The 26,864-nt window shown below is 44.8% G+C and carries 22 protein-coding genes; 18 read left to right on the forward strand and 4 right to left on the reverse strand.

From position 1 onward, the window contains the following. Positions 1-3: 3 nt before the first annotated feature. The 3 genes from WA381_RS18210 to WA381_RS18220 all read right to left on the reverse strand — a co-directional run bounded on the left by WA381_RS18210 (position 4) and on the right by WA381_RS18220 (position 2,863). Positions 4-390: a BlaI/MecI/CopY family transcriptional regulator gene (locus WA381_RS18210; protein ID WP_020742709.1), complete on the reverse strand. Its 387-nt coding sequence runs from the start codon at positions 388-390 to the stop codon at positions 4-6. A gap of 143 nt (positions 391-533) precedes the next feature. Next, positions 534-1,823, reverse strand: a complete 1,290-nt coding sequence (locus tag WA381_RS18215) for a tyrosine-type recombinase/integrase (RefSeq protein ID WP_012516826.1) — start codon at positions 1,821-1,823, stop codon at positions 534-536. A gap of 230 nt (positions 1,824-2,053) precedes the next feature. Beyond that, on the reverse strand, positions 2,054-2,863 hold the full coding sequence (locus tag WA381_RS18220; protein ID WP_156085795.1) for an HAD family hydrolase: 810 nt from the start codon (positions 2,861-2,863) through the stop codon (positions 2,054-2,056). Positions 2,864-3,693: 830 nt separating this feature from the next. Here WA381_RS18220 and WA381_RS21035 point away from each other — a divergent pair. The 18 genes from WA381_RS21035 (at position 3,694) to WA381_RS18310 (ending at position 25,736) form a co-directional block, all read left to right on the forward strand. After that, the gene (locus WA381_RS21035) at positions 3,694-4,365 is read left to right on the forward strand and encodes a methyl-accepting chemotaxis protein (protein ID WP_404978302.1); all 672 of its coding nucleotides are present in this window, start codon (positions 3,694-3,696) and stop codon (positions 4,363-4,365) included. A gap of 56 nt (positions 4,366-4,421) precedes the next feature. Next, positions 4,422-4,787: a response regulator gene (locus WA381_RS18230; RefSeq protein ID WP_014947933.1), complete on the forward strand. Its 366-nt coding sequence runs from the start codon at positions 4,422-4,424 to the stop codon at positions 4,785-4,787. Positions 4,788-4,824: 37 nt separating this feature from the next. Further along, positions 4,825-6,918 (forward strand): chemotaxis protein CheA, encoded by a 2,094-nt coding sequence (locus WA381_RS18235; protein ID WP_156085797.1) that lies wholly within the window; start codon positions 4,825-4,827, stop codon positions 6,916-6,918. Then, the gene (locus tag WA381_RS18240) at positions 6,915-7,418 is read left to right on the forward strand and encodes a chemotaxis protein CheW (RefSeq protein WP_014947935.1); all 504 of its coding nucleotides are present in this window, start codon (positions 6,915-6,917) and stop codon (positions 7,416-7,418) included. Before WA381_RS18235 ends, WA381_RS18240 begins: the two co-directional genes overlap by 4 nt. Positions 7,419-7,889: 471 nt before the next feature. Beyond that, a complete protein-coding gene (locus WA381_RS18245; protein WP_418655454.1) occupies positions 7,890-10,370 on the forward strand; it encodes a methyl-accepting chemotaxis protein in 2,481 nt (826 codons plus the stop codon). A gap of 3 nt (positions 10,371-10,373) precedes the next feature. Further along, complete coding sequence (locus tag WA381_RS18250) at positions 10,374-11,204, forward strand: CheR family methyltransferase (protein WP_039225824.1); 831 nt, start codon at positions 10,374-10,376, stop codon at positions 11,202-11,204. A gap of 14 nt (positions 11,205-11,218) precedes the next feature. Then, on the forward strand, positions 11,219-11,848 hold the full coding sequence (gene cheD, locus WA381_RS18255; RefSeq protein WP_156085798.1) for a chemoreceptor glutamine deamidase CheD: 630 nt from the start codon (positions 11,219-11,221) through the stop codon (positions 11,846-11,848). Further along, positions 11,823-12,869: a protein-glutamate methylesterase/protein-glutamine glutaminase gene (locus WA381_RS18260; RefSeq protein ID WP_156085799.1), complete on the forward strand. Its 1,047-nt coding sequence runs from the start codon at positions 11,823-11,825 to the stop codon at positions 12,867-12,869. Before cheD (WA381_RS18255) ends, WA381_RS18260 begins: the two co-directional genes overlap by 26 nt. A gap of 201 nt (positions 12,870-13,070) precedes the next feature. Further along, complete coding sequence (locus WA381_RS18265; RefSeq protein ID WP_156085800.1) at positions 13,071-14,282, forward strand: methyl-accepting chemotaxis protein; 1,212 nt, start codon at positions 13,071-13,073, stop codon at positions 14,280-14,282. A 66-nt stretch (positions 14,283-14,348) separates the two neighbouring features. Then, on the forward strand, positions 14,349-14,714 hold the full coding sequence (locus WA381_RS18270) for a response regulator (protein ID WP_014947941.1): 366 nt from the start codon (positions 14,349-14,351) through the stop codon (positions 14,712-14,714). A gap of 36 nt (positions 14,715-14,750) precedes the next feature. After that, the gene (locus WA381_RS18275) at positions 14,751-16,712 is read left to right on the forward strand and encodes a chemotaxis protein CheA (protein ID WP_156085801.1); all 1,962 of its coding nucleotides are present in this window, start codon (positions 14,751-14,753) and stop codon (positions 16,710-16,712) included. Next, on the forward strand, positions 16,709-17,212 hold the full coding sequence (locus tag WA381_RS18280; RefSeq protein WP_014947943.1) for a chemotaxis protein CheW: 504 nt from the start codon (positions 16,709-16,711) through the stop codon (positions 17,210-17,212). The genes WA381_RS18275 and WA381_RS18280 overlap by 4 nt, the downstream gene beginning before the upstream one ends. Positions 17,213-17,216: 4 nt before the next feature. Then, the gene (locus WA381_RS18285; RefSeq protein WP_156085802.1) at positions 17,217-19,523 is read left to right on the forward strand and encodes a methyl-accepting chemotaxis protein; all 2,307 of its coding nucleotides are present in this window, start codon (positions 17,217-17,219) and stop codon (positions 19,521-19,523) included. Between the two features lie 103 nt (positions 19,524-19,626). Further along, positions 19,627-22,536 (forward strand): methyl-accepting chemotaxis protein, encoded by a 2,910-nt coding sequence (locus WA381_RS18290; protein ID WP_156087307.1) that lies wholly within the window; start codon positions 19,627-19,629, stop codon positions 22,534-22,536. Continuing rightward, on the forward strand, positions 22,536-23,369 hold the full coding sequence (locus WA381_RS18295; protein ID WP_014947946.1) for a CheR family methyltransferase: 834 nt from the start codon (positions 22,536-22,538) through the stop codon (positions 23,367-23,369). The genes WA381_RS18290 and WA381_RS18295 overlap by 1 nt, the downstream gene beginning before the upstream one ends. An 8-nt stretch (positions 23,370-23,377) precedes the next feature. Beyond that, positions 23,378-23,995 carry a chemoreceptor glutamine deamidase CheD gene (cheD, locus tag WA381_RS18300; RefSeq protein ID WP_156085803.1) on the forward strand — a complete coding sequence of 206 codons (618 nt, stop codon included), beginning with the start codon at positions 23,378-23,380 and terminating at the stop codon, positions 23,993-23,995. Between the two features lie 2 nt (positions 23,996-23,997). Further along, positions 23,998-25,044: a protein-glutamate methylesterase/protein-glutamine glutaminase gene (locus WA381_RS18305; protein WP_014947948.1), complete on the forward strand. Its 1,047-nt coding sequence runs from the start codon at positions 23,998-24,000 to the stop codon at positions 25,042-25,044. Between the two features lie 431 nt (positions 25,045-25,475). Next, positions 25,476-25,736 (forward strand): hypothetical protein, encoded by a 261-nt coding sequence (locus WA381_RS18310; RefSeq protein ID WP_014947949.1) that lies wholly within the window; start codon positions 25,476-25,478, stop codon positions 25,734-25,736. A 133-nt stretch (positions 25,737-25,869) separates the two neighbouring features. Here the strand turns inward: WA381_RS18310 and WA381_RS18315 are convergent, their stop codons facing one another. Then, the gene (locus WA381_RS18315; protein WP_156085804.1) at positions 25,870-26,541 is read right to left on the reverse strand and encodes a haloacid dehalogenase type II; all 672 of its coding nucleotides are present in this window, start codon (positions 26,539-26,541) and stop codon (positions 25,870-25,872) included. Positions 26,542-26,864 lie beyond the last annotated feature (323 nt).

Raw genomic sequence — 26,864 nt, forward strand, 5'->3', positions numbered from 1 at the left:
TACTTAATCCTTGTTCACTGACTTGAGCTTTTTTTGCTCTTCTATAAGTTGCTCTAGTTTAGTTAGTTGGTCGACACTAAATTCACTTGAGATGGAAGAAAAAGCTGCGATAAGGCTGCTATCGTCGCCAGCAATAAAGTCACTAGCAACTGACTTTATAAGCTGTCCGATCAACTCGTATCTCTCGACTTTTGTGTTATAGATATATGCATGCCCCTCTTTTTTTCTGGCTAGAAGTCCCTTTTTGAAAAGGCGATCAAGTGTACTCTGGTAGGTATTTAAGCTTCCTCCCCTCACATTTATGAAATGCGAATAAACTTGCTTTACATCAACATCTTTGTGCTTCCATAAATAATGTAGAACTAGCTTTTCAAGTTCACCAAGATTCATATTCGCCGCACCCTTTTAAAAAACCGATTAACGATAGGTATTATACATAGAGAGTACCGACCGGCAATCGGTTTTTATCTCAGTTTTTTTCACTTCATCGTTAGGCGGAACTTATTAATAATATTATCTCACTATATTTTGCACTAAATACACCCACGCTTTCTCAACTCCTCAGCCCATTCTTTAAAGCGTTTTTCGTCGCGCTCTGCGGTCTTTGCACGTCTGTTCAATGTTTTCTTAGACAATGCTTTGGGCTCTTCTTTGTCAAATGTTACTCCAGACAAAGCATCGGCAAACATTTCCGGCTTTACGTGACTATAGTGCTGCTCGATCATTGCTGTACTGGTTCCACATTGGCGCGCAATTACGTCCATGCTGGTTCCGTTGAGAAGCTGCCACGTAATGTAGGTATGTCGAAGAGAGTATAGCGTTCGCGGTCCTCTGGGTGACTCTTTTAATCCCGAACTTTGGAGAGCTTTCTCAAATGCCTTACCTAATTGCTTTGTGGGTTCACCATTTGCTAGCAAAAATAGTTTTTGGTTAGGTGTACGCAGTGGAAAACGTTCTCTGAGTCTAGTTAAAGCACCAATCACATCACGTTTACAAACTACTTTACGAGGGCCTGTATATTTTGTTGTTTTACCTTTGGTGATGTGAATGAAGAATTGAGCTTTAGACCCTTGCGTTTTTATTTCGATGTCCTTCCACGTTAAGGCGTCCATTTCCGTTCCGTGTCTAATACCAGTATTTATTGTTATTTCACAATAATCATAAAGTAACTCACAGATCTGACGAGTTTTTTCACTATGGGCATTAAATTCTCTTTCTAGTATTGCGTCCAATACAGCTTCGTATTCCTCTTCCGAAAATGCAGAGCGGCGTTTGCCTGCTTCACCTTTAGATGAAAGAACAGGTACTTGAGCGGCGATCATCCATTTTTGCTCAATAGCTTCTTTAAAAACGAGCTGAAGAGCAGCATTGTGAGTTAATAATGTAGAGGAGGCTGGAGACTTCTTCATCCGCCCTTTACGCCACTCATCAAATTTAGATATTTCTTCTTGGTCAATTGAAGTAATAAATGTCCGTGAAAAGTAAGGTATGTGGTAGTTTTCTAAAGCTCGAATATAGTCTTTATAGGTGCGTTTACCGCCCCCGTGTTCTAGTTGCTCTTCAAGCTTTTCGATGACGCGGTCAGCTACGTCTTTGAATCGCTTACTTTGGACTAGTGTGTTATTTTCGTGTCTAATTTGGTGGTCTAAGAAGATTCGATGTGCCATGGCGATAGCTTCGTCTTTATCTTTCTTCTTAGTTGATTTACAGAGCCATTTTTTGTGGTTGGTTAGTATAAATCGCGCGTACCAGCGTTCACTGTTATCTTGTTTAAAGATATACAGCTCATCGTTTATGTCGTGTCTTTCAGTCTGTTTTGCCATAGCGCCAGTAAAACAGAAAAGAGTTCTTTTTGCAAAGAATTTGCAAAGAAATTAAAAGTTGCTTATTTTCAAAGGGTTAAAGTGGTGATTTGCATTGAAAATCCGAGTGTCCCTGGTTCGATCCCGGGTCGAGGCACCATTATTCAGAAAGCCCTGCATGAAAATGCGGGGCTTTTTTGTTTCCGCTTTATGTCTTTCTAGCGCTAATCGCAGACCTAGTCCAACAGGCGCTAAGACATCTGTAGCAAACGTAAAAACTCTTGAAGCGAAGACACATGGAATTGTGCCTTTGGTGACTTTTTAACGCCCTGTCGAAGTATCTGAACCGTTTTCATACCTAAACTATTACCCGCACTAATTTCTGACTCCTCACTGTCTCCAATAACCCATACCTCACTCGGAGCTGTATTATATTTTTTGGCTATGATGTCGAAGTAGAATGCTTTGCCTTTTCTAGGCGGGTTACCTGGGTCATCGTAGTAAATGTCTTCAAAAGCACCTTCAACGCCCAATTGGCGAATTTTCGAATGTTGAAATTTTTGGAATCCAGAAGTTACAAGTAGCTTCACCCCTTCAAACGCATGAACTAAATGAGTGTCTTCATAGCCTTCAATAGGGTGCGCAATACTCAACTGCGAAAAGTACGTATAACTCGCAGATTTTGAATGCTCAGAGAACTTATATTTTTCAACAATATAGTCCAAAGGTTTACGCCAAAAATCCAGACGCATTTCTTGTCTCATAGAGGGAGTTAAATCGTTACTCTTATCTGACTCGATGACATCGAATAGAGGTAGCAATATGTCTTCACCTACACTATTGCCCGGAGCTAAGCAGTTGTCGAAATCAAAAATAATTAATGGCATGTATGGATAAATTACTAGGGAGTGGTGTGCACCATAGTCGCACATGAATGTTTCGATTTCAGAAAGAGCAACCTGCATAGTCGCGTACTTGTCGCATAGTGGAATTACGCCAAATACTCTGAAAACAAGCTTGATAAGAACTAGTTTGCGCTTTTTAGGCGCAGTTAAAGCCAAAAAACGCTTTTTTAATAAAAAACTTATGCATGTTCTTGCCTACTTTTCAAAATGGGTACTACGCTTACTTCATATGTAAAAACGCAGCGAAATATAACGTTGTTACTTTTTAAAAGAGGTAACGCGCCATTGCTCTGTGTTTTAAAGAGATAGTTTTTGGCTTAACACCTGTGATTTTAAGCGGAGTGAGAAACTTCGAACTGTTAATAATGATAGGAAGCTAGCTGCTTCGTTCAACTGCCTTGTCTGAAAGAAGCAACCGGCAGTTGAATGTTCAGGGTGAAACTAAGCCGCGCGTAATTCTCAAGGAGAGTTTTTTGTCAGCTAACAACACATCTTCAAATCAGCAGAGCGCAGTAAACACTATATTTGCTATTTCAGGTATTGGAGTTATCGCTTCGTGGGTGCTCTACTTTTCAGTATCGGCGTTAGCCGCTCTCGCTGTGCTAACCGGCGCAGTGGTGATTTGTGCCCTTATTCACTCAAAAAATAACAGCAAAAGCGACGAGATATACCCGACAGAGAATAGTGCTGAGGATATGGCGACAAGCAGAAATACTGATATTGAAAAAGCCAGTGAGGGGTTAAGTGTTTCACTTGGCACTTGTGACGCCAATTTATCAGACATCAAATCAACGCAAGATGACGCAGTAGAAACCTTGTCTCACGCCTTTAGCAGTTTGAAATCACTAGTTTCTCAACAAATTGAGTGTATTGAGGATTTGCTAAGTGTGGACGAAGCGCATACGCAGTCTTACTCCGACCGAATGCGCAATTTCGCCCGCGAAACCGATGGAACACTAACGCAATTCATTGATTCTACAGAACAGATGTCGTCGTCGACAAAGCACCTAATGGAGCAAGTGCAAACCATTCAACAGGCCATGCCTACGGTAATTGAAGCACTGAGTGGTATTGATGACATCGCTGCACAAACTAATTTACTTGCTTTGAATGCGGCTATAGAGGCGGCGCGAGCAGGTGAGGCTGGTCGTGGCTTCGCTGTTGTTGCTGATGAAGTCAGGGCGCTCTCAACTCGCTCCACTCAGTTTAGTGATGTGATTAAAACCCAGGTCGAGAACATAAGAAGTCTGGTAGATAAGCTCACAGACACTGCCGAATTTGTAGCGTCGCAGGATATTTCTCAGGTGGTTAATGCTAAATCACATATCAGTGAGCAGTTGTCTGAGATTATCAAGAAAGCGGAGGCTGACCTTGTAACCACTAAACAGATTGAAGACATTGGCTCTCAGCTTGACGAGTCGATAAATGCGGCCATTCGGGGTATGCAGTTTGGCGATATCAACGGCCAACACATTCAGTATACCCAAGATATGATCAAGTTCATTTTAGAGCAGTTGGCGACGTTAGACGCCAAAAATATCGAGCGTTTCGTCAGTGCATTAAACGAGTACCAAAAAGGACTCGCTGCGAAAGGGAAAAATGACCACAACCCTGTGTCTGCAACATCTATGGACGCTGGGGAAGTCGAATTGTTCTAGCTAAGCAAGGAACAGGAAGCACAGTCAGTAATGACCTACTTTGGAGAAGTGAGCATATGAGCAAACACATTCTAGTTGTTGACGATTCAGTATCCATTCGTCAGATGGTAGAAATGACCCTAAAAGGTGCGGGCTATACCGTTACGACAGCCCAAGACGGGCAAGATGCGTTAGATAAATGCAAAAGTCAGCAATTTAATTTTGTTTTAACCGATCAGAATATGCCACGAATGGATGGCCTTACGCTTATAAAAAATTTGCGCGGTTTGGGGACTTACAGCAGAACGCCTGTTGTTATGCTTACTACAGAAGCAGGCGACGATATGAAAGCAAAAGGTAAAGCCGCTGGCGCCACAGGCTGGATGGTAAAGCCTTTCGATCCAAACAAGCTTCTTGATGTAACGAAGCGCGTGCTGGGCTAAATCGCCCACCCACTCCTAAAATCTGGAAGGATTCGGAATGAGCATCGATATAGAACAGTTTCATGGCGTGTTTTTCGACGAGAGCGATGAGCATCTCGACGATATGGAACAGCTATTGATGAGTTTAGATGTTGAATCCCCTGATCCTGAAGAGCTAAATAGCATTTTTCGCGCTGCCCATTCGATTAAAGGTGGCAGCGGTATTTTCGGTTTTGATGCGTTGATGAATTTAACGCATGTGATGGAAAACTTGTTAGATAAAGCCCGCAACAATGAGCTTAGTGTTACCGCTGACATTGTAAATGTGCTTTTAGAAACTCTCGATGTTTTAAAAGACACGCTTAACGCCTACCGCGATGAGACCCCCGTACCAGAAGACAGTATTGCCGAGCGCATTAAAATTCTAAATGGCGTAATCAACGGTCAATCTACAGACGCAGCCTCAGGCGATGGTGACGATGCTTCAGAAGTAAGCGTGAATGCGCAAAACGAAAGCGCTCAGGACGACAGCTTTGGTTTCTTTGACGATGAGCCTAATAGTGCTATTGAAGCCGCTGACGACAGTTTTGGTTTTTTCGACGACGAACCAGTTAACGAAGCGCTCTCTCACGGCGACAACACTAAAAGTGAAAATAATGACGATGACGGCTTTGGCTTCTTCGATGATGAAATATCGAATAATACAGTCGGCGCACAAACTGCAACGACTAAAGCCGAAACAGCTGAAGTAGAGCAGGGTTTCGGTTTTTTCGAAGACGCACCGTCAGCTACCAATATCAATACTTCCCTAGAAATTGCGAGTAGTAATAACGCGCAAAGCGCGAGTACTCAATTAAATACAGCAACAACATCTAACAATGATAAAGCGCCAACAAGTGGCGTTGCCCCCACGACAACACAAGCCAAAACGCCACCAAAACCGCCAGCGAAAAAGAGCACCGCCCGTGAATCGGCCTCTATTCGTGTAGACACCACTAAAATTGATGCCATGGTTAACTTAGTCGGAGAGCTGGTTATCACCCAGTCTATGCTGTCTATGATAGGGCAAGACGTTGAAGGGCAAGTTGGCGAACGGTTGCAGCTAGCTATTGATGAGCTGCAGCGAAACACCCGGGAAATTCAAGAATCAGTGATGTCTATGCGCATGCTCCCGCTAACCGCAACCTTTAATCGTTTTCCGCGTTTAGTAAGAGATTTGGCAGGTAAGTTAGGTAAACAGGTAGAACTGGTGCTCCAGGGAGGCAGCACGGAAATTGATAAAAGTTTAATTGAAAAGATCGTCGACCCCCTTACCCATCTCGTTCGCAACAGCATCGATCACGGCATAGAAATGCCCGACAAACGCGTCGCTGCTGGCAAACCAGAGAAAGGCACGGTTATTCTAAGTGCCGAGCAGAAAGGCGGTAGCATTATTATCAGCATTATTGATGATGGCGGTGGTCTTCACCGCGACAAAATTCTCGATAAAGCGCGAAGTAACGGGCTCACCGTATCTGATGACATGCCTGATTCAGAAGTATGGCAGCTTATATTCCAACCTGGGTTTTCAACTGCCGAAGCCATTACCGATGTATCGGGAAGAGGGGTAGGTATGGATGTGGTGCGCCGCAATATCGAATCGATTGGCGGTCGTATCGATATCGAGTCTAGCGCCGGTGAAGGTTCAGCGTTTTTCATTCACCTGCCGCTTACGCTAGCCATAGTTGATGGCATGTGTGTGTCGGTGGGTAAGCAAATCTTCGTGATCCCACTTTTAAATATTATTGAATCCTTCCAGCCTACTAAGCAGCAGCTGAAGACCTTGGGCAACGACACCGTTCTCTATATACGAGATCAATACTGGCCTTTGGTGCCCCTCTACGACTTCATGGAAGTAGAGGATGCCGCGCTTTCTCCCACAGAAGGCATTGTGGTGTTGCTTGAAAGCAGTAAAAAACGCTTTGGTGTTTTGGTTGATGCACTCGTCGGTCAGCAGCAGGTGGTGATTAAAAGCTTAGAAGAGCACTACCGTAAGGTGGCTGGAATAGCGGGGGCAACCATTATGGGCGACGGAAAAGTCGCACTTATTATCGATGCAGACTCCATTGCTACAACGTATACCTCCAGTCAAATAGAGGAGTTACTTTCATGAGTGAAACTGCCTTGCATCAAGCGGTTACCGGCGGACAGGACAAAGAATATTTAAGTTTTGTGCTTGGCGATGAGCATTACGCCTTGGACATTACCACAGTAAAAGAAATTAGAGGGTACGAACAAGTCACTAAGATTGCGAATGCGCCAGCCTTCATAAAAGGCGTGATTAATTTGCGTGGTGACATCGTTCCTATCGTGGACTTGCGCATTAAGTTTAACGTAGGCGAGGCCACATATAACGACTTCACAATAGTGATAATGCTGAACATTCAAGAGCGTATTGTTGGCATCGTGGTAGATGGTGTATCCGATGTTATTCGCTTGTCTGAAGAACAAGTACTTCCGCCACCAGAGTTTGGCGTAGCTTTTGACAGCAGGTATCTACACGGCTTAGCTGATGTAGATGAAAACATGGTCATTCTGGTGAACATAGAAAGCTTAATAACCAGCGAAGAGCTGGGTTTAGTCGCACCTGAGAGCGTAAAAGACGACGCGTAGTTACAAGGTCCTTCACTAAACGGAAACACCTGACATTGGGAAATATTAGTTATGGGCGTATTTAATTTTCTGAACGGCGAAGAGTTAAAAATAGCGAAGCACGACTCGCTATTGAAGTCGAATATCCTAAAGGCCAGTGCCTCAAACTTGTTGGTTATCGACAAGTCGGGGGTTATTCACTACCACACTCCCGCATTCCTGCGAATGACAAAGGCCTACCCTAAGGACTTTACTGTCAACGATGGTGAGTCTTCACTATCAGGAAAGCACATAGACGACATTGCAAATGGGGCAAGCGCTTCAGAAAACCTGTCTTATTTACTTACCCATACTTCGGGCGATAAGCACCTCGTTTCTCTTGCTGAGCACGGCTTTTGTGTAAGTGCATCTACAATAACGATAGACGAGAATGGCACTCAGCTTTATGTCACCGAGTGGCAGGACAACACTGAAAATAAACGCAACAAAGGTATGGTCGATGCCATTATGCGAAGCCAGGCGGTGATATCGTTTACGACAGACGGAGAAATCTTGTCGGCCAACGATAACTTTTTATCCGCAATGGGCTATAGCGAAAGTGAAGTGGTGGGAAAGCATCATCGCATTTTTGTCGACAGTGATTATGCTCAAAGCGAAGAGTACCAGCAGTTTTGGAAAAAGCTAAAAAGCGGCGACGTACACAGCGGTGAGTTTTGCAGAATAAACAAGCAAGGCGAAGAGGTGTGGATCCAAGCGACCTACAATCCAGTATTTGATGACAACGGTGACGTAGATTACATCATCAAGTTTGCCTCTGATATTACAGCGCAAAAACAAAGAAATGCCGATTACGAAGGACAGATTACTGCCATTAATAAGTCACAGGCCGTTATTGAGTTTGATCTAGAAGGTAATATTCTTAACGCCAACGAAAACTTCCTCGCCGCAATGGGTTACAGCCTTTCTGAAATTAAAGGGCAGCATCACAGCATGTTTGTTGACCCAAGCTATAAGTTAAGCGCTGAATATGCTGCTTTTTGGCAAAGCTTAAAAGCCGGAGAGCACAGTGAGGGTGAGTATAAACGCATTGCAAAAGGTGGCAGAGAAATATGGATCCGCGCATCGTACAACCCCATTTTCGACAGCTCGGGTAAGCCATTTAAAGTCGTTAAATTTGCCACCGATGTAACGCAAGACAAGTTAAAAAATGCGTATTTCGAAGGGCAAATTAACGCTATCAGTAAATCTCAGGCTGTGATCGAGTTTGATGTCGACGGCACTATCATTACTGCTAACGACAACTTCCTCAACACCATGGGCTACCGACTAGACGAAATCAAAGGTAAACATCACCAACTATTTGTGGATGAAGAAACCAGGCAGTCAGAGTCGTACCAGCGTTTTTGGTCTGAACTTAAAGAAGGTAATTTCTTCTCAGGAGAATTTAAGCGCGTAAGCAAAGCAGGAAAAGCCGTTTGGATCCAAGCTTCTTACAACCCTATAGAAGACATGAATGGCAACCCGTTTAGGGTGGTCAAATACGCGACTAACATTACCGAAGAGAAGTTGAAAAACGCCTACTTTGAAGGTCAGTTAAATGCCATTAGCAAGTCACAGGCCGTCATTGAGTTTGACCTTGAGGGGGTAATTTTAAACGCAAACAGCAACTTCTTAGCCGCGATGGGATATACCCTAGATGAAGTGAAAGGAAAGCATCACAGTATTTTTGTGGACCCTGCTTTCAAAAACAGCCCTGAATACGCAGCGTTCTGGGAGCAATTGCGCCAAGGTGTTTATGCTAGCGGAGAATACAAGCGTTTCAACAAGTCAGGAAAACCAGTTTACATTCAAGCCTCTTACAACCCAATCCTAGACCAAAACGGCACGCCGTTTAGAGTCGTTAAATATGCCACGGACGTGACAGGAAGAACCTTAGCGGTAGAAAGTATTAAGTCTATTATGGCAAGTCTGACAGACGGTGATTTACTGAAAACGATAGAAGAGCCATTAGAAGGTGACTTTAAGGTGCTTGGCGAATCTATTAATCACTTTATTGGTGAACTGCGCGACACCATAGTAAAAATTCACACCGCTGTGGAAACCATCGATACGGCTTCAAATGAAATCGCCACCGGCAACGCCGATTTGTCTAGTCGTACCGAGCAGCAAGCGTCTAGCTTAGAAGAAACAGCGTCAGCCATGGAAGAGTTAACGGGCACAGTGAAGCTGAACGCAGAGAATGCCGATCAAGCAAAAGGCTTGGCAAGCCAGGCATCAGAAGTAGCATCAGAGGGCGGAAAAGTCATTGAGCAAGTAGTGCATACCATGGGTGAAATTAACGACTCTGCCCAGCGTATATCTGACATCATCGGCGTTATTGATGGCATTGCTTTCCAAACTAACATACTCGCACTGAACGCAGCAGTTGAAGCTGCAAGAGCGGGCGAGCAAGGTCGCGGGTTTGCCGTTGTTGCCTCTGAGGTGAGAACGCTGGCGCAGCGCTCTGCCGAGGCGGCAAAAGACATAAAGGCGCTAATTTCTGCGTCGGTCGATAAAATTGGTGATGGCAACGTGTTGGTGAATAAGTCTGGGGAAACCATGGCCAACATCGTCACTGCAATTAAACGCGTTAACGACATTATGTCAGAAATTGCTGCGGCATCGTCTGAGCAAGCCACCGGAATACAGGAAGTGAGCAATGCGGTGGTGCAAATGGACGAAATGACTCAGCAAAATGCTGCGTTAGTTGAACAAGCAGCAGCGGCTGCAGACAGTATGAGACAGCAATCGGGTGAACTAGCCCAACGGGTGTCTGTGTTCAAAGTGGGAAGTAGTCGCAAGCCCACTCAGAATGCTGACATTCAGTCGCTAAACGGCAGCAAAGCATTACCTAAAGAGCGTGAAGTGCCCAAGCAGCGAATGAAAGCGCTGAACCCAGCGGCACCAGATGCGTCAGATTGGGAGGCGTTTTAGTGTATGACCGCTCTACAAAGCACGGATGCGCAAAGGGAATTTCCATATAGCCGAAGAGATTTTGAACGGGTTAAAAGCCTGCTGTTTAAACAAGCCGGAATTAACTTAGCTGATTCAAAAGATGCGATGGTATACAGCCGCCTTGCCAGGCGGCTACGTGCACTAGAGATACACAGCTTTAAAGAGTACTTAGCGTATGTAGGAAGCTGTAAAGATGAAATGGAACACTTCATTAATGCGCTCACCACTAACCTCACGGCATTTTTCAGAGAGCCACATCACTTTGACGCACTTGCCAATTACCTGACAAAGCGACCTCAAACCAAGCGTATTTGGTGTGCCGCAAGCAGCACTGGCGAAGAGCCTTATAGTATTGCAATGACAGTGGCGTCGGTGTTTGGCACTTTTACCCCTAATGTACAAATACTTGCCACTGATATCGACAGTAAAGTTCTGCAAAAGGCTCGGGAAGGAGTGTATGCCCAAAACAGTATCAGTCAGCTGTCTTACGATTATAAAACGCAATTTTTCTATAGGGGAAAAGGCGCACAAACCGGAAGAGTAAGAGTAGTGGATGAGCTGAGAAAAATGGTGCAGTTCGAACCACTAAATTTGATGTCGCCAAACTGGTGTGTAGATTCGCCAGTGGACGTGATTTTTTGCCGTAACGTCATGATTTATTTCGATCGACCCACGCAGCGCAAAATTTTAGCGCGAATGGTTAAAATGATGTGCAATGACGGGATGTATGTCGCAGGGCACTCTGAGAACTTCACGATGTATCCTGAACTGGTCGCTCCCATGGGGAAAACCATTTATCGGCCAGTCGTTTAAAAGGAATTTGCAGTATGAGTCAGGACGAAAACCCCATTCGATACTTTGATAACCGCCTTCAAAAAGAAGCCGTTAAACTTTTGCCGGGTCAGTATTATGCCACTGCTTCAGACAAAGCGCTGGTAACCATTCTTGGTTCTTGCGTAGCAGCGTGTATTTTCGATCAAGAAAAGAAGATTGGCGGTATGAATCACTTTATGTTGCCGGACCTCAACTTCACCACCAATCTCGACACTTGCCTAGCCACAAAGTACGGTGTACACGCCATGAACATGTTAATTGATCAGCTTGTGCACCTTGGCGCACGGCGAAATAAGTTGATGGCTAAAGCATTCGGGGGAGGAAAGGTGCTTCCTGGGTTTGTGCAGCAAGACATTGGACGAGTAAACGCTGAATTTGTCTTGGAGTATTTGGATGACGCGAACATACCGTTAATAAGTAGTGATTTAATGTCTACTTATGCTCGCAAAATTTATTACTTTCCTGCCGACGGTAATGTTTATATGAAGCGTATTCGCGAGTTTAACAATGCTACCCTCTACGAGCGCGAATCTACCCACCGGGTTCTACTTTCTGAACAAGCTAAGACGGGTGTAATTTCATTTTCGGAACAGTCACATGCCTATAAAAGTCCTCGTAGTTGATGACTCTGCGTTAATCCGCCAAATTCTTTCAGAAATAGTAACCCGTGATCCAGGTTTAACGCTTGTGGGTGCGGCGCCGGATGCTTATGTGGCGAAGCGAATGGTGCAAGAGTTCAGGCCAGACGTTATTACTCTGGACATTGAGATGCCGAAGGTAGACGGGCTACGTTTTCTAGAAGTAATGATGAAGGCGATGCCAACCCCTGTTGTGATGATATCTACGCTGACTGAAAGAGGTGCCGACGCAACACTGCGTGCGCTCGAACTAGGCGCTGTGGATTTTATGGCAAAGCCAAAGCTCAGCGTAGCGCAAGGTATGGCTGAATACGCGGCGGTTATTGTTGAAAAGATAAAAGCAGCAGCGCATTCGAGGTTAGGCCAACCAACGCAAACACGCTGCACAAAACATGCTTCTATGCGCTACACAGGAACCGAAAAGTTAATTGGTATAGGCGCATCAACTGGGGGAACCGAAGCAATAAAAGACGTTATCATGCATTTTCCCCGCAATGCACCGGCCACCATTATTTCCCAACACATGCCTCCAGGGTTCACAACCACCTACGCCAAGCGGCTCGATAGCCTTTGTGAAATAACCGTGAGAGAAGCGCACGGAGGGGAGCGTTTATTGCCTGGATTTGCATACTTGGCACCAGGTAATAAACATTTAAAAGTAGAGCGTAGCGGCGCTGACTATCGTTTAACCCTTGATGATGGCCCCAAGGTATCGGGACACAAGCCCTCTGTTGATGTGATGTTTGACTCGCTGGCTGAGCATGCTGGCGCAAACGCGGTGGGTGTGCTGCTTACAGGCATGGGACGGGATGGAGCAAAAGGGCTTAAGAGTATGCACACGAAAGGCTCTGTTACGTTTTGTCAGGATGAAAAAACCTGCGTTGTTTACGGTATGCCTAAAGTGGCTGTAGAAATGAAAGCCGCTAGTTTTATCAAGCCGTTAGAAGATATCTCAGATGCAATTCTAGATACGCTAGAAGCATTGGGCGCGGGCTCGCGCCTTTAATCTTAATGCAATGCCCACAGTGCTGAACTATTGAAGTTTTTTAGTCTAGCGCAATGCTGATGATCGGGTGTCGCAAATGTCACCAAAGTAATAAGTTAACAAAAATATTCAAAAGTATAATTGTTGAAGCTGGAAACTTGACCATAATTTGATTGTGTTTCGTACATCCGTTAACGCGGTAGTAACAATTGAGGTGGGATTGTGGTCGCTATTGCAGCAAATTATCTGGATAACTTTTTCTCTAATAAGAGCAACGCGTTCATTATTGCGTTTCTTATGATGTTGGCGAGTTGGAGTCTGGCTTTCACCTCGATAGCGCACTTGGGGCTTGCTATCAGCTCTGTTTGCGTTTTATTTTTGCTTTTCGTACTTCTCAAAGTGACAAAGGGTAATCAGGACTCTGCAGCCAATAGCACAAGCACGCCATCACAAGATTTTTCATATTCAAACACAAACTCGTTAGCCAATGACGCTATGGGTGTTGCTGTATCTGAAGCAAGCAGCATACTGACGATCACCTCATCAAACCTGGCCGACATATTCTCAACACAAAATGACGCGGTTGCCACATTAAGCGACTCGTTTATTTCGCTACAAACCCTTCTAGGCCAACAAGAAACTAGCATCAATAATCTGCTGACAGATGATGACGACAGCGACTGTGCCTATGCCGATAAAATGCGGACATTTGCTTCTGATACTGACATCACACTAACGCAATTCATCGCCTCAACAACTGAAATGACCGAGTCTACAAGGGCGTTAGAAACCCAAGTACAAACCATTCAGCAGGCCATGCCTACTGTCATTGAGGCGTTAAGTGGTATTGATGATATTTCTTCTCAGACCAATCTTTTGGCGCTAAACGCTGCCATTGAAGCAGCGCGTGCTGGTGAAGCAGGACGCGGTTTTGCTGTTGTTGCCGATGAGGTCCGTGCGCTATCTACCCGTTCTACACAGTTTAGCGACGTTATAAAAACGCAAATAGAAAACATCAAATCGCTCATCGATAAACTAACGGAAACTGCAGAAGTGGTTGCTTCTCAGGACATTTCTCACGTGGTCAATGCGAAAGACGCCATTAGCGAGCAGCTAAAAGGCATTATCAAAAAAGCCGAAGCCGACATAGAGGGCGCAAGTGAGCTTGAAGCTATTCGCCAACAACTTGCAGACTCAACTGCTGCCGCTATTCGCGGCTTACAATTTGGCGATATTAACGGTCAAAACCTAACCTACACCCGCGAGGTTATTGATTTCATTGTGTTGCAGCTTTCAGAACTAAGCCCTGAGTCTGCGACAAAAGTGAAAGACAACCTAGCTAACTACCAGATTTCGTTGACGGAAAAAGGGCAAGCAGATCACAACCCTGTTTCGTCAACGTCAATGGACGCAGGTGACGTAGAACTTTTTTAACAGCAAAAATAAATAGTTACACAACGATGTGTGATTAACCCTGACATTTTTATAGGTGATTGAGTTATGAGTAAAAGCATACTGATTGTGGACGACTCTGTGTCCATCCGCCAGATGGTAGAAATGACCCTTAAGTCAGCGAACTACAACGTTACTACTGCACAAGACGGCCAAGATGCGTTGGACAAATGCCAAGGCGCGCGTTTCGACTTCGTGCTTACCGATCAAAACATGCCTCGCATGGACGGATTAACGCTTATCAAATCGCTCAGAGGTTTAGCGAACTTCAAGTCGACGCCAATTGTCATGCTGACCACTGAAGCCGGTGATGACATGAAAGCAAAAGGCAAAGCCGCGGGAGCAACCGGATGGATGGTGAAACCTTTCGACCCCAATAAGCTACTTGATGTGATGAAGCGCGTTCTAGGTTAAGAGAGTCGGTTTGAATACGGTAAATGGGAGTCAGTCATGACCATTGATGTAAACCAATTTCACGGTGTGTTTTTTGACGAGAGTGATGAGCATCTCCAAGATATGGAGCAGTTGCTCATGACCTTGGATGTGGATGCGCCCGACCCCGAAGAGCTGAACAGTATCTTTAGAGCGGCGCACTCTATCAAAGGCGGCAGTGGGATTTTCGGGTTCGATGCACTAATGAATCTGACTCACGTAATGGAGAATTTGCTCGACAAAGCCCGAAACCAGGAAATTCAGGTTACGGCAGACATCGTCGACATATTTTTGCAAACCCTTGATGTATTGAAAGACACCTTATCGGCATATAAAGAACAAACAGATCTTCCCCAAGAACAAATTGATGCAAGTATAAAAGTCCTTGAAGATACCCTCGCAAGTGCGTCAGGACAAATGCCACAAAACGCAGAAGAAACATGTGATCAAACTGCTCAAGGTGAAGCTAATACAGACAACGAGATTGATGGATTTGGATTCTTTGATGAAGACGAGACTGGATCTCAAGAAACCAATTTAGAAAGTTCTCAAAGTCAAAATATCTCAGATGACATTGAAGGCTTCGGACTTTTCGAAGATGAAGCAGCATCAGAAGAGACGCAGGCTAAAGGTGAAGCGAATACCAAGGTCGGCATAGCTGATGAGGGCTTTGGCTTTTTCGAACCCGACACCCTTCCTGTAAAAACAGACGCTACTGAAACTTCTTCGCAACAAGTTACACCAAAACAACCTATTGTGAAGCCCGTTAAAACCAAGCCAAAAGCAGCGACGAAAGAGGCAGCATCAATTCGTGTCGATACCACAAAAATCGATGCGATGGTTAATCTGGTCGGCGAACTCGTGATTACTCAATCCATGCTTTCAAACGTGGGGCAGGAAGTTGAAGGGCAAGTCGGAGAGCGCCTACAGCTTGCTATAGACGAGTTGCAGCGCAATACCCGTGAAATTCAAGAATCAGTCATGTCTATGCGCATGTTGCCGGTAAATATGACGTTTAACCGCTTCCCTCGTGTGGTACGTGATTTGTCTTCGAAGCTAGGCAAAAAAGTGGATTTGGTGATTCAAGGTGGTAACACCGAAATAGATAAGAGCCTTATCGAAAAACTGGTCGACCCGCTTACGCATTTAGTGAGGAACAGTATCGATCACGGTATAGAAAGTCCTGAAAAACGCCTTGAAGCTGGCAAAGCCGAAAACGGCACAGTTATCTTAAGTGCAGAGCAGAAAGGTAGCAGTATCATCATTGGTATTATCGACGATGGAGCCGGTTTAAACAAAGCACGCATTGTAGAGAAAGCCACACAAAACGGCCTCACGGTTACGCCAGATATGCCCGACAGTGAAATTTGGCAGCTTATCTTTCAAGCGGGCTTTTCGACTGCTGCAGAAGTTACTGATGTGTCGGGCAGAGGTGTCGGCATGGATGTGGTTCGCAGAAACATCGAGTCTATTGGCGGGCGCATTGAAATTGAATCATCGCAGGGTGAAGGCTCTGCGTTTTATATCCACTTACCACTCACGCTCGCTATCGTAGACGGCATGTGTGTATCGGTTGGCGATCAAATTTTCGTTATCCCACTACTTAACGTTATCGAATCATTTCAACCCACATCATCTCAAGTGAAAACCCTTGGCAATGACAAAGTACTGTGGATTAGAGACCAGTACTGGCCGCTGGTGTCACTTACTCAACTTATGCAGGTAGACGACGGCATCACTGAGCCAACCAAAGGCATCGTCGTGCTACTAGAAAGCAGTAAGAAGCGCTATGGCGTGCTGGTGGATTCGCTTGTGGGTCAACAACAAGTCGTAATTAAGAGCCTTGAGCAACATTACAAAAAAGTAGCAGGGATCGCAGGTGCAACCATTATGGGGGATGGCAAGGTAGCCATGATTTTGGATGCAGACTCGGTGGCTACTAACTGTACAAATGTTCCAAATGAAGAGGTTTCACTATGAGCGAAGCAGCCTTACAACAAGCCGTTAGCGCATCGAAAGAGAACGAATTCTTAAGTTTTGTCTTGGGCGAGGAGCACTATGCCCTTGATATCACAACCGTGAAGGAAATTCGTGGTTACGAACAGGTTACCAAAATTGCCAATGCGCCAAACTTCATTAAAGGCGTGATAAACCTTCGTGGCGACATTGTACCTATCGTCGACTTACGCATTAAGTTCAACGTAGGTGAAGCCACTTATAACGATTTTACTATCGTCATTATGCTTAACGTTCACGAGCGGATCGTTGGCATTGTGGTAGACGGCGTATCTGACGTCATTCGCCTTTCCGAAGAAGACATGCTGCCGCCACCAGAGTTCGGTGTGGCGTTCGATAGCAAGTACCTTCACGGACTGGCCGATGTCGATGAGCACATGGTTATTTTAGTCAATATTGAAAGCTTAATTACAAGTAACGAATTGGGTTTAGTTGAAACAAAAGCACAAGTGGTTGAGGGCTGAGAAAATGGGAATTATGACGTGGTTAGAAGACTTCACAAAAGCAACGGACGTTAACCAAGCATTGAGAAATAAACAGGCACTTGATGCTACAACCTGTTGCATCATGATGGCCGATGCAGACAGAAATATTATCTATGCTAATCAGTCTGTAAAGTCGCTGCTCAAAGAAAATGAGAAGAAACTTCAGGCTGTACTCCCCAGTTTTTCTGCTGACAACTTGGAAGGTCAAAACATCGACCAGTTTCATCGCAATCCTTCGCATCAGCGCAATATCCTTGCTGAATTGAAATCGACAATGACCTCTACGATTAGCATTGGCGACTTGAACTTCAAACTCACCCTTACGCCGTTTTTTGACCAAGAGAATAACAATATAGGCACCATGGTTGAATGGGTTGATCAGTCAGAATTACTCATTAAAAGCACAATGCTTAATGTGTTGAATAATGCCCAGGCTGTTATCGAATTTAACGCCGATGGTGTTATCCAAAACGCGAACGACAATTTTCTTAATGCGCTTGGCTACAGCCTCAATGAAATTGTTGGCAACCATCACAAAATGTTTTGTGACGCACAATACATTCGCTCAGAAGAGTACGCCCAATTTTGGCGCGACCTCAAAGAGGGCAAGTCACAAAACGGCGAGTTTTGTCGATTCGACAAAATGGGGAAAGAGATTTGGATCCAAGCCACCTACAACCCGGTTTTCGATGGCGAAGGTAAAGTTATTCGCGTTGTGAAATTCGCCACCGACATCACTGCATCTAAGTTACGCAATGCCTATTTCGAAGGACAAATAGACGCAATAAACAAAGCGCAGGCCGTTATTGAATTTGACCTTGAGGGCAAAATTTTAAACGCCAACGAGAATTTCACAAACACGGTTGGCTACAGCCTAGATGAAATTAAAGGCAAGCATCACAGTATGTTTGTGGAAGATGAGTATAAGCGCAGTGTTGAGTACAGTCAGTTTTGGGAACAGTTGCGCCAAGGCGTGCAGTTCACTGATGAATTTAAGCGCGTGGGCAAAGGTGGGAAAGAAGTTTGGATCCAAGCGTCTTATAACCCTATTTTGGATCAAAACGGTAGACCTCACCGTGTGGTGAAATATGCCATTGATATTACTGGTAGAAAACAGGCCATTAGCGATATCAAAACCGCCATGAATGAATTGGTTCAGGGTAATTTAGATTGCCGCATTGAGCATGAGTTCGAGGGTGAATTTAAAGAGCTTGGCACGTCAATCAACCGCTTTATCGACGATATGCGTCGCATTATCGGTTCTATCAGTGATGTGATGACCCGCTTATCTGGCGGTGATTTAACGGCAGAGCTTGATGAACAGTTCGAGGGTGAATTCCAAGTACTAGGCGATGCTATCAATCAATTCGTTAGTGAAATGTCTGGCACTATCGGTTCAATTTACCAAGCAGTAGAGACAATCAATACGGCCTCGTCTGAAATTGCCACGGGGAATTCAGACCTATCAAGTCGTACCGAACAGCAGGCGTCTAGTCTTGAAGAAACGGCGTCGAGCATGGAAGAGCTTACCGGTACCGTCAAGCTCAACGCTGAAAATGCGGAACAAGCCAATAGCTTAGCGTCTCAGAGCTGTGAAATCGCGTCGCGGGGCGGTGAGCTAATCCGTCAGGTTGTGGACACCATGTCGTCTATCAACGAGTCTGCGCAGGAAATTTCAGACATCATCGGCGTAATCGACGGCATCGCATTCCAAACTAATATTCTGGCATTAAACGCTGCCGTAGAAGCTGCACGAGCAGGTGAGCAGGGCCGTGGCTTTGCGGTAGTTGCGTCAGAGGTACGAAGCCTGGCTCAGCGTTCTGCCGAAGCAGCAAAAGAAATCAAAGAGCTTATATCAGACTCGGTAAGCAAGATTGATGGCGGTAACAAACTCGTCAATCAGTCAGGCGACACCATGGAAGAAGTGGTGACTTCCATTAAGCGAGTTAACGACATTATGTCGGAAATTGCAGCGGCAAGTTCTGAGCAAGCTTCTGGAATTGAAGAGGTAAGTAAAGCCGTTGTGCAAATGGATGAAATGACGCAACAAAATGCAGCGCTGGTGGAAGAGGCTGCGGCTGCCGCAGAAAGTTTGCAGCAGCAAGCGGGAAGTTTATCTGAACGCGTATCAGCATTTAACATTGGTGATAAAGCGATGGTCAGTGAAGAAAAAACAATAAAGGTTGCATCAGTAAACAAGAATAAACACGTTGCACCGGTTACAGCAATTAAAACGCAAAAGAAACTGGCTCCAAAAGTACCAAGCAGTGACGATTGGGAGTCGTTCTAAAAAAGCGAAGGCGAATTCTTGAAAAGGAATTCGCCTTTTTTATTACACGGCATTTAGTTTGACGCTTTTAGAACAGAGCGTCGCAAATCAGGTGGATGGAATAATGGGCGTATTTAATATATTTCATAATGAAGAGTTAGTAGCGGCACAAAGTCTTTCACGGTTTCAAGAGCAAGCGCTAAGCGAAAGTACCGCATGTTTGATGTTGGTCGATGCCGAGGGAACGATCACCTTCGCCAACAAAGCATTTTATGCTTTAGCCAACGAGCACCAAACGCAGTTCGAGCGTGTTTTACCAGGTATTAATTTTCAAGGCCTGACGGGCTCTACTATGGCAGCGTTTTTCGCCAACAATAGCGACCTGAATTTGCGTTACAAAAGCTGTGATAGCAGCGATACCTTTTTACTGCCTGTGGGCGACTTACTCTTTACCCTTAAGTTATCTACCATTAAAAGTGTTGAAGGCGACAAGCTCGGCACTATGGTGGAATGGCTTAATGATCAGGAGCTGCAATATAAAACAGGTTTACTGGCAGGGTTAGATCGTTGCCAAGCCATTATTTCCTTTACGCCGGAGGGAATAGTAGAAGACGCCAATGAAAACTTTTTGAAGGTTACAGGCTATTCGAAAGAAGACATTGTTGGTAAGCATCATCGCCTTTTTGTATTGCCAGACTACGGCGTGTCTGAAGAATATAAATCATTCTGGGAATCGCTGCGAAACGGTGAGCACAGCAGCGGTGAATATTGCCGCGTAGCGAAAAACGGCGACAAAGTATGGATTCAAGCCTCTTACAACCCTATCTATGACAAGCTCGGAAATATTGTTCGGGTAGTAAAATTTGCTACCGATGTAACGGAGCAAAAACGCAAAAATGCAGACTACGAAGGCCAAATAAATGCCATTGACAAGTCCCTTGCTGTGATTGAGTTCGACCTTGAAGGCGTTATTCAAAACGCCAACGCAAACTTCTGCGCAACAACGGGATATGAGCTGAACGAAATCAAAGGTCAGCATCATAGTATGTTTGTTGAACCCAACTATAAAATGAGCCCTGAGTATGCAGCGTTCTGGCGTGACTTAAAGAAAGGTGAGTTTAAGTCAGGCGAATTCAAACGGGTAAAAAAAGATGGCAGTGAGCTTTGGATCCAAGCGTCTTATAACCCTATTTTTGACGAGTTCGGCCAGCCAATAAAAGTGGTGAAATATGCCTCTGATGTGACTGAACAGAAGCTACAAAACGCGTTTAACACAGGGCAAATAGACGCAATAAGTAAATCACAAGCGGTGATCGAGTTTGATACAAAGGGCAATATTCTCGTCGCCAACGATAACTTTCTGGCAACGGTTGGCTATTCCCTAGATGAAATTGAGGGCAAACACCACCGCATTTTTGTCACTAAACAAGAGCGAGAATCTGAACAGTACCAATCGTTTTGGAAAAAACTGGCAGAAGGCCAATTTTACTCGGGTGAATTTCACAGAATTGCGAAAGACGGCTCAGATATTTGGATTCAAGCGACCTACAATCCTATTTTAGACATGAGTGGGAATGTGGTTAAAGTGGTGAAGTACGCCAGTAATATCACCGAACAGAAAGTGAAAAATGCCTACTTTGAAGGGCAGTTAGCTGCAATAGGAAAGTCTCAGGCCGTCATAGAGTTCAATATGGATGGCATTATTCAGCACGCCAATGAAAACTTTCTAACTACGGTGGGCTACACCTTAGATGAAATCAAAGGTAAGCATCACAGCATGTTCGTCGACCCTGCTCACCGAGCAAGCCCAGAATACGCGGCGTTTTGGGATGCGCTACGCAGCGGCACTTTTTCTTCAGGTGAATATCGTCGATTGGGTAAAAACGGCAAAGAGATATTTATTCAAGCCACGTATAACCCTATTTTAGACCACAACGGTAAGCCTTTCCGTGTAGTTAAGTTTGCTACCGATATTACGGGTAGAACCCAAGCTGTTGATGAAATTAAACACGTAATGACCAAGCTGACTGAGGGCGACTTAACGGTCAACATTGAACATGCTTTAGACGGTGACTTTGCTGTGTTGGGCGAGGCCATTAATCAGTTCATCAACGAAATGCGAGGCACCATCACAAGTATTAACGAAGCAGTAGAAACCATTAATGTGGCGTCGGGTGAGATTGCAACGGGCAATGCTGACTTATCAAGCCGCACCGAGCAACAGGCATCCAGCCTGGAAGAAACTGCATCGAGTATGGAAGAGCTAACGGGAACCGTAAAACTCAACGCAGAAAATGCAGAGCAAGCGAATGGCTTAGCGGCACAGGCGAGTAAAATTGCTTCAGAAGGGGGGCAGGTTATAGGTGAAGTGGTGAAAACCATGACCCAAATCAACGACTCGGCACAAGAGATCTCTGACATTATTGGCGTTATAGACGGCATCGCTTTTCAAACTAATATTCTTGCTTTAAACGCAGCCGTTGAAGCTGCTCGCGCGGGCGAACAGGGGCGAGGCTTTGCGGTAGTTGCTTCAGAAGTAAGAAACTTAGCTCAGCGCTCAGCCGAAGCTGCTAAAGACATCAAAGAACTGATTTCCGACTCTGTTACTAAAATAGCCAGCGGTAACGAGCTGGTTGTGAAATCGGGTGACACCATGGCTGAGGTAGTAACTTCCATTAAGCGCGTAAACGACATTATGTCTGAAATTGCCGCTGCGTCTGCCGAGCAAGCGGCGGGCATTGAAGAGGTGAGCAAAGCGGTCATTCAAATGGATGAAATGACCCAACAAAATGCAGCACTGGTAGAAGAGGCTGCCGCCGCCGCGGACAGTTTGAAGCAGCAGTCGTTGCAACTTAATGAACGGGTATCGGTATTTGAAGTTGGAAAGGGCTTGTCAATGGAGCAAAAGCACATCGCTGCGCTCTCTCACACCGACTTCAAGCAGCCACGCGTAGCCTCAGTGATTAACAACGCGCCTCAAGCACAAGCATTGAAACCCGCACTGCCTGATGAAGCCGAGTGGGAGTCGTTCTAATGACAACGGTTCTTTCATCGCGTGATAGCACTCGGGAGTTCGCCTTTGAAAAGGCGGACTTCCACAAAGTGCAAAACATGCTTTTCAAAAAAGCAGGTATAAAGTTGTCAGACGCTAAAGAAGCGATGGTATACAGCAGATTGGCTCGGCGTATCAGAGCCCTTCAGCTCACAAGCTTTAACGATTATCTAGGCGTAGTTGATAAGTCTGAACCTGAGCTAGAGCAGTTCATCAATGCATTGACGACCAATCTTACGTCGTTTTTTCGCGAGCCACACCACTTCACTGCACTGGCTGAGCACTTAAAACAACATCCAGAAGTAACCACTATCTGGTGTGCTGCCAGCTCCACCGGAGAAGAGCCTTACTCTATTGCCATGGTCGTCGCAGAGGCGTTTGGAAGCTTCAAAACGCCTGTGAAAATCATTGCATCAGACATAGACAGTAAGGTACTGCAAAAAGCCAAAGCGGGTATTTATCCTTTAGCATCGATCGCGAAAATACCCGTCCAAAGACAAAAACAATTCTTCCATAAAGGTAAAGGTGCAAACGAGGGAAAAGTGAAAGTAGTGGATGAGTTAAGACATATGGTGCAGTTCAAAAAACTCAATCTTACCGATGCAAAGTGGGATGTAAAAGGTCCGCTCGATATCATTTTTTGTCGAAACGTAATGATTTACTTCGACAAGCCCACGCAATTAAACGTGTTACAAAGAATGGTGGGTATGTTAAAGCCTGCAGGACTTTATATGGCAGGGCATTCTGAAAACTTCAATATGTGTACTAATCTTGTGAGACCGGTAGGTAAAACTATATATCGCCCGGTTCATTAGGAGCACGTGTGGAATCTTGTAATTTCGAAGTACCTATTAGCTATTACGACAAACGTTTTTCTATCGACGCAGTAAAGCTATTACCTGGACAATACTTCGTAACAACACAAGATAAAATGTTGGTAACGGTATTGGGCTCGTGTGTGGCGGCATGTTTATACGACCCTGAAACGGGCATTGGCGGCATGAATCACTTTATGTTGCCTACAGTAAATAAAACTGCCAGTGAGTTCGAAAAAACACAAGGTATGGCTGCCAAATACGGCGTGCATGCCATGGAAATTCTTATCAACGACTTAGTGAAAGCCGGTGCCAATAAAGCCCGAATAAAAGCAAAAGTGTTTGGTGGTGGAAAAGTGGTGCCGTCCTTCGTGCAGCACGATGTTGGGAAGTTCAACGCAGAATTCGTAACAGACTTTTTAAGCACGGAAGGCATACCGATGTTGGCCAGTGACTTATGTGATGTTTACGCGCGCAAGGTTTACTTTTTTCCAAGCAACGGCAATGTCTTTATGAAACGAATTCACGAGCTTAATAACGCCACTATTATTGAAAGAGAAAGTCAGCATCGGTGGGAACTGTCAAGACGTGCACCTACCGGTAGCGTAGATATCTTCGAGGACTAACAATGACGATAAAAGTTTTGGTGGTAGATGACTCGGCACTGATCCGGCAAATTCTAAGTGAAATTATAAAAAGTGAGCCAGACATGGCATTAGTGGGTGCTGCTCCCGATGCTTTCGTGGCAAAAAAGCTGGTTCTAGAAAAGTCGCCAGATGTTATTACACTTGATATAGAAATGCCTAAAGTGGACGGATTACGCTTTCTAGAAGTGCTGATGAATGCGAGGCCAACGCCCGTAGTCATGATTTCTACGCTAACTGAAAAAGGCGCTGATGCCACGCTGAGGTCCTTGGAGTTAGGAGCTATCGACTTTGTTGCAAAGCCCAAAATAGGTGTGGCGCAAGGCATGGCAGACTATCACCAGTTGATTGTTGAGAAAATACGTACAGCTGCGCGCTCTAAAGTGAAAAAATCAGCGCCTTCGAAAGTGTCTACCGTGAGCAAAGTCAATTATTCGGGTACTGAGAAAATCATTGCAATTGGTGCCTCGACCGGTGGGACAGAAGCCATAAAAGAGGTGTTACGCACCTTTCCGGCGAACGCTCCTGCCACCGTGATCACACAACACATGCCAGCAGGGTTTACTTCGACTTACGCTAAACGACTAGATGCCGTGTGCCAAATGCAGGTCAAAGAAGCGAAAGGCGGAGAACGTTTACTACCAGGCCAAGCCTACCTTGCACCTGGCGATAAACACATGGAAATTGAAAGAAGCGGGGCTGATTACCGGATTAGATTGACCGATGGCGCGCGCGTATCGGGTCACAAGCCCTCGGTGGATGTGTTATTTAATTCTATCTGTAAAAGTGCTGGTAGCAATGCGTTAGGCGTTTTACTTACGGGCATGGGTAGCGACGGCGCAAGCGGCCTTCACGAAATGTTTAACGCGGGCTGCGAAACATTTTGTCAGGACGAAGCTAGTTGTATAGTTTTTGGTATGCCCAAAGTAGCCATAGAAAAGGGCGCCGCTAAGCGCGTAATAAGCCTAGATGATATGGGCAGAAGTGTTATGCAAACCGTAGAAAAGCTCTCGGCAGGTAGTCGCTTGTAAGTATAGTGAGTAAATACTTACAGAATGCAATTTCTGTCCTAAAACCTGTAAAAGGATTGTTATAACTTTTCTTGTTCCAGAAAAGCTAAGGTGTTTTAATAGCAACGCTTAATAGTGAGTAATGCTGCTGCAGAATGCTGTTGCTGTAGCCGATACTATGGATAGGCTCACTATTTAGTGCGTAAAAATATAAAAATCGATACGTAAGTGGAATGGTAAGGTAAATCATTGTCGACATAATAATATAAAAGACAATGGCTTATGTGCGTTAGCAAGAACAAGGTAGGCAAAGTTTTATTACTGCGTATGTTTTGTAGTACCTAACTAGAATAAAAGGCCTGCTATATTCCTTACAGATTTGAGAGCAAATATATGCTCATTCTTACGGTATGACACTAACCCGGGATTATAACGAGTAGTTGGGGACTCTTATGAAACAGCAAACGCTTATAGCAGTATCAGCTTTAATGTTTTCTTCTTCTGTTTTGGCTAATGGCGGCTTTGAACCGAATAAGAAAGCATGCGTGAACGTCGGAAAAGAAATCACTCGCGTAAGCACTGAAATGGACGCAGCTAAGTCAGGTATTCAGAAGTCATGGCTTAAGCGTCAATTAAGCGCACTAGAAACGAAACGCAATTCTTGCAGCACACAAGGTTTTAAGCCAAACCAGCCCGAGCTAGCAAAAGTTTAATTGTTTCGTATTTCGATTTGAAAAAAGTCTTACTTCGGTAAGACTTTTTTGTTTGCGCCTATTTATTTTGCAACTACGCTAGATTTGTAGCGGTCAGGCACAGCGAGGTCGTTGTGCCCTCACACAGAACCCGTTACAAACTTATCATTTCGATAAGCGCAGTAAGCGAAGCAATGCTGTGATCGGGAGCAAGCCCTAACGGGTACACCATTTTTCCCGAGCGCTCTACGAATACGGTTTGCATACCTGTCGCCTTAGCACCACTTACATCCCAACCATGAGCCGCCACCATCATGGCATCTTCGTTCTTTACGTTAGCCTGCTGACAGGCCCAGTGATAAACCGCAGCATGTGGTTTGTAGGTACGTACACTTTCCACACTTAATACATGGGAAAAATAGGGCTTAATATTGGCAAACTCAAGCTGTGCGTCTAGTCCGGCTTTAGACGAGTTTGAAAGCGCGACCAAGGTTACACCAGCACTTTGAAGCGCCTTTAATGTAGGAACAACATCGTCGTGCGCTGGCAATCGGGTAATATGCTGTTTGATGGTATCTTTTGCGGTAGCCTCATCAACAGAGATATCCTTACTGTGAGCTACCATGGTAAGCGCTGCGGCTCCAATATCAATGAAATCGTGAAACTGTCCAGACGCAACATCCACTAAACTGTGATGCAATAGGTTAGCAAACCATAAGTCTACCAGTGTCTCATCGCCGTTTAGCACCGACGCTAAGCCTGTTTTTATGGCCTGCATGTCTAGTAGTGTTTCATTAATATCGAAGAAAATAACCTTTGGCGTCACGATTCACCTTCCTATAGTTGATGATAGTAAACGGTACGTTTCGTTTTTAGCTTGTTCGTTGCTTATACCACTGTAAAACAGAATTGGTTTTGCTAAAGCACATTACGACCAATGTCGATGAATTAACGCTGACAGGATGTAAGAAGAATCTAACAAGAAAGGGGGGCAAGAAAAGGCTGCAATAGCGTCATAAACCCTGAACGAAATATATTGAGAGAAACGAACAACAAAAAGCCGGCACTAAGGCTAATGCCGATCAGTTAAGAATATTTTCCTGATCGGTTGACCGATCGTTTTAAGACTTCAAAATCCGATATCAGTCT

The sequence above is a fragment of the Alteromonas sp. CH_MED4-4 genome (genome assembly GCF_037029575.1).
GTDB lineage: Bacteria > Pseudomonadota > Gammaproteobacteria > Enterobacterales > Alteromonadaceae > Alteromonas > Alteromonas macleodii.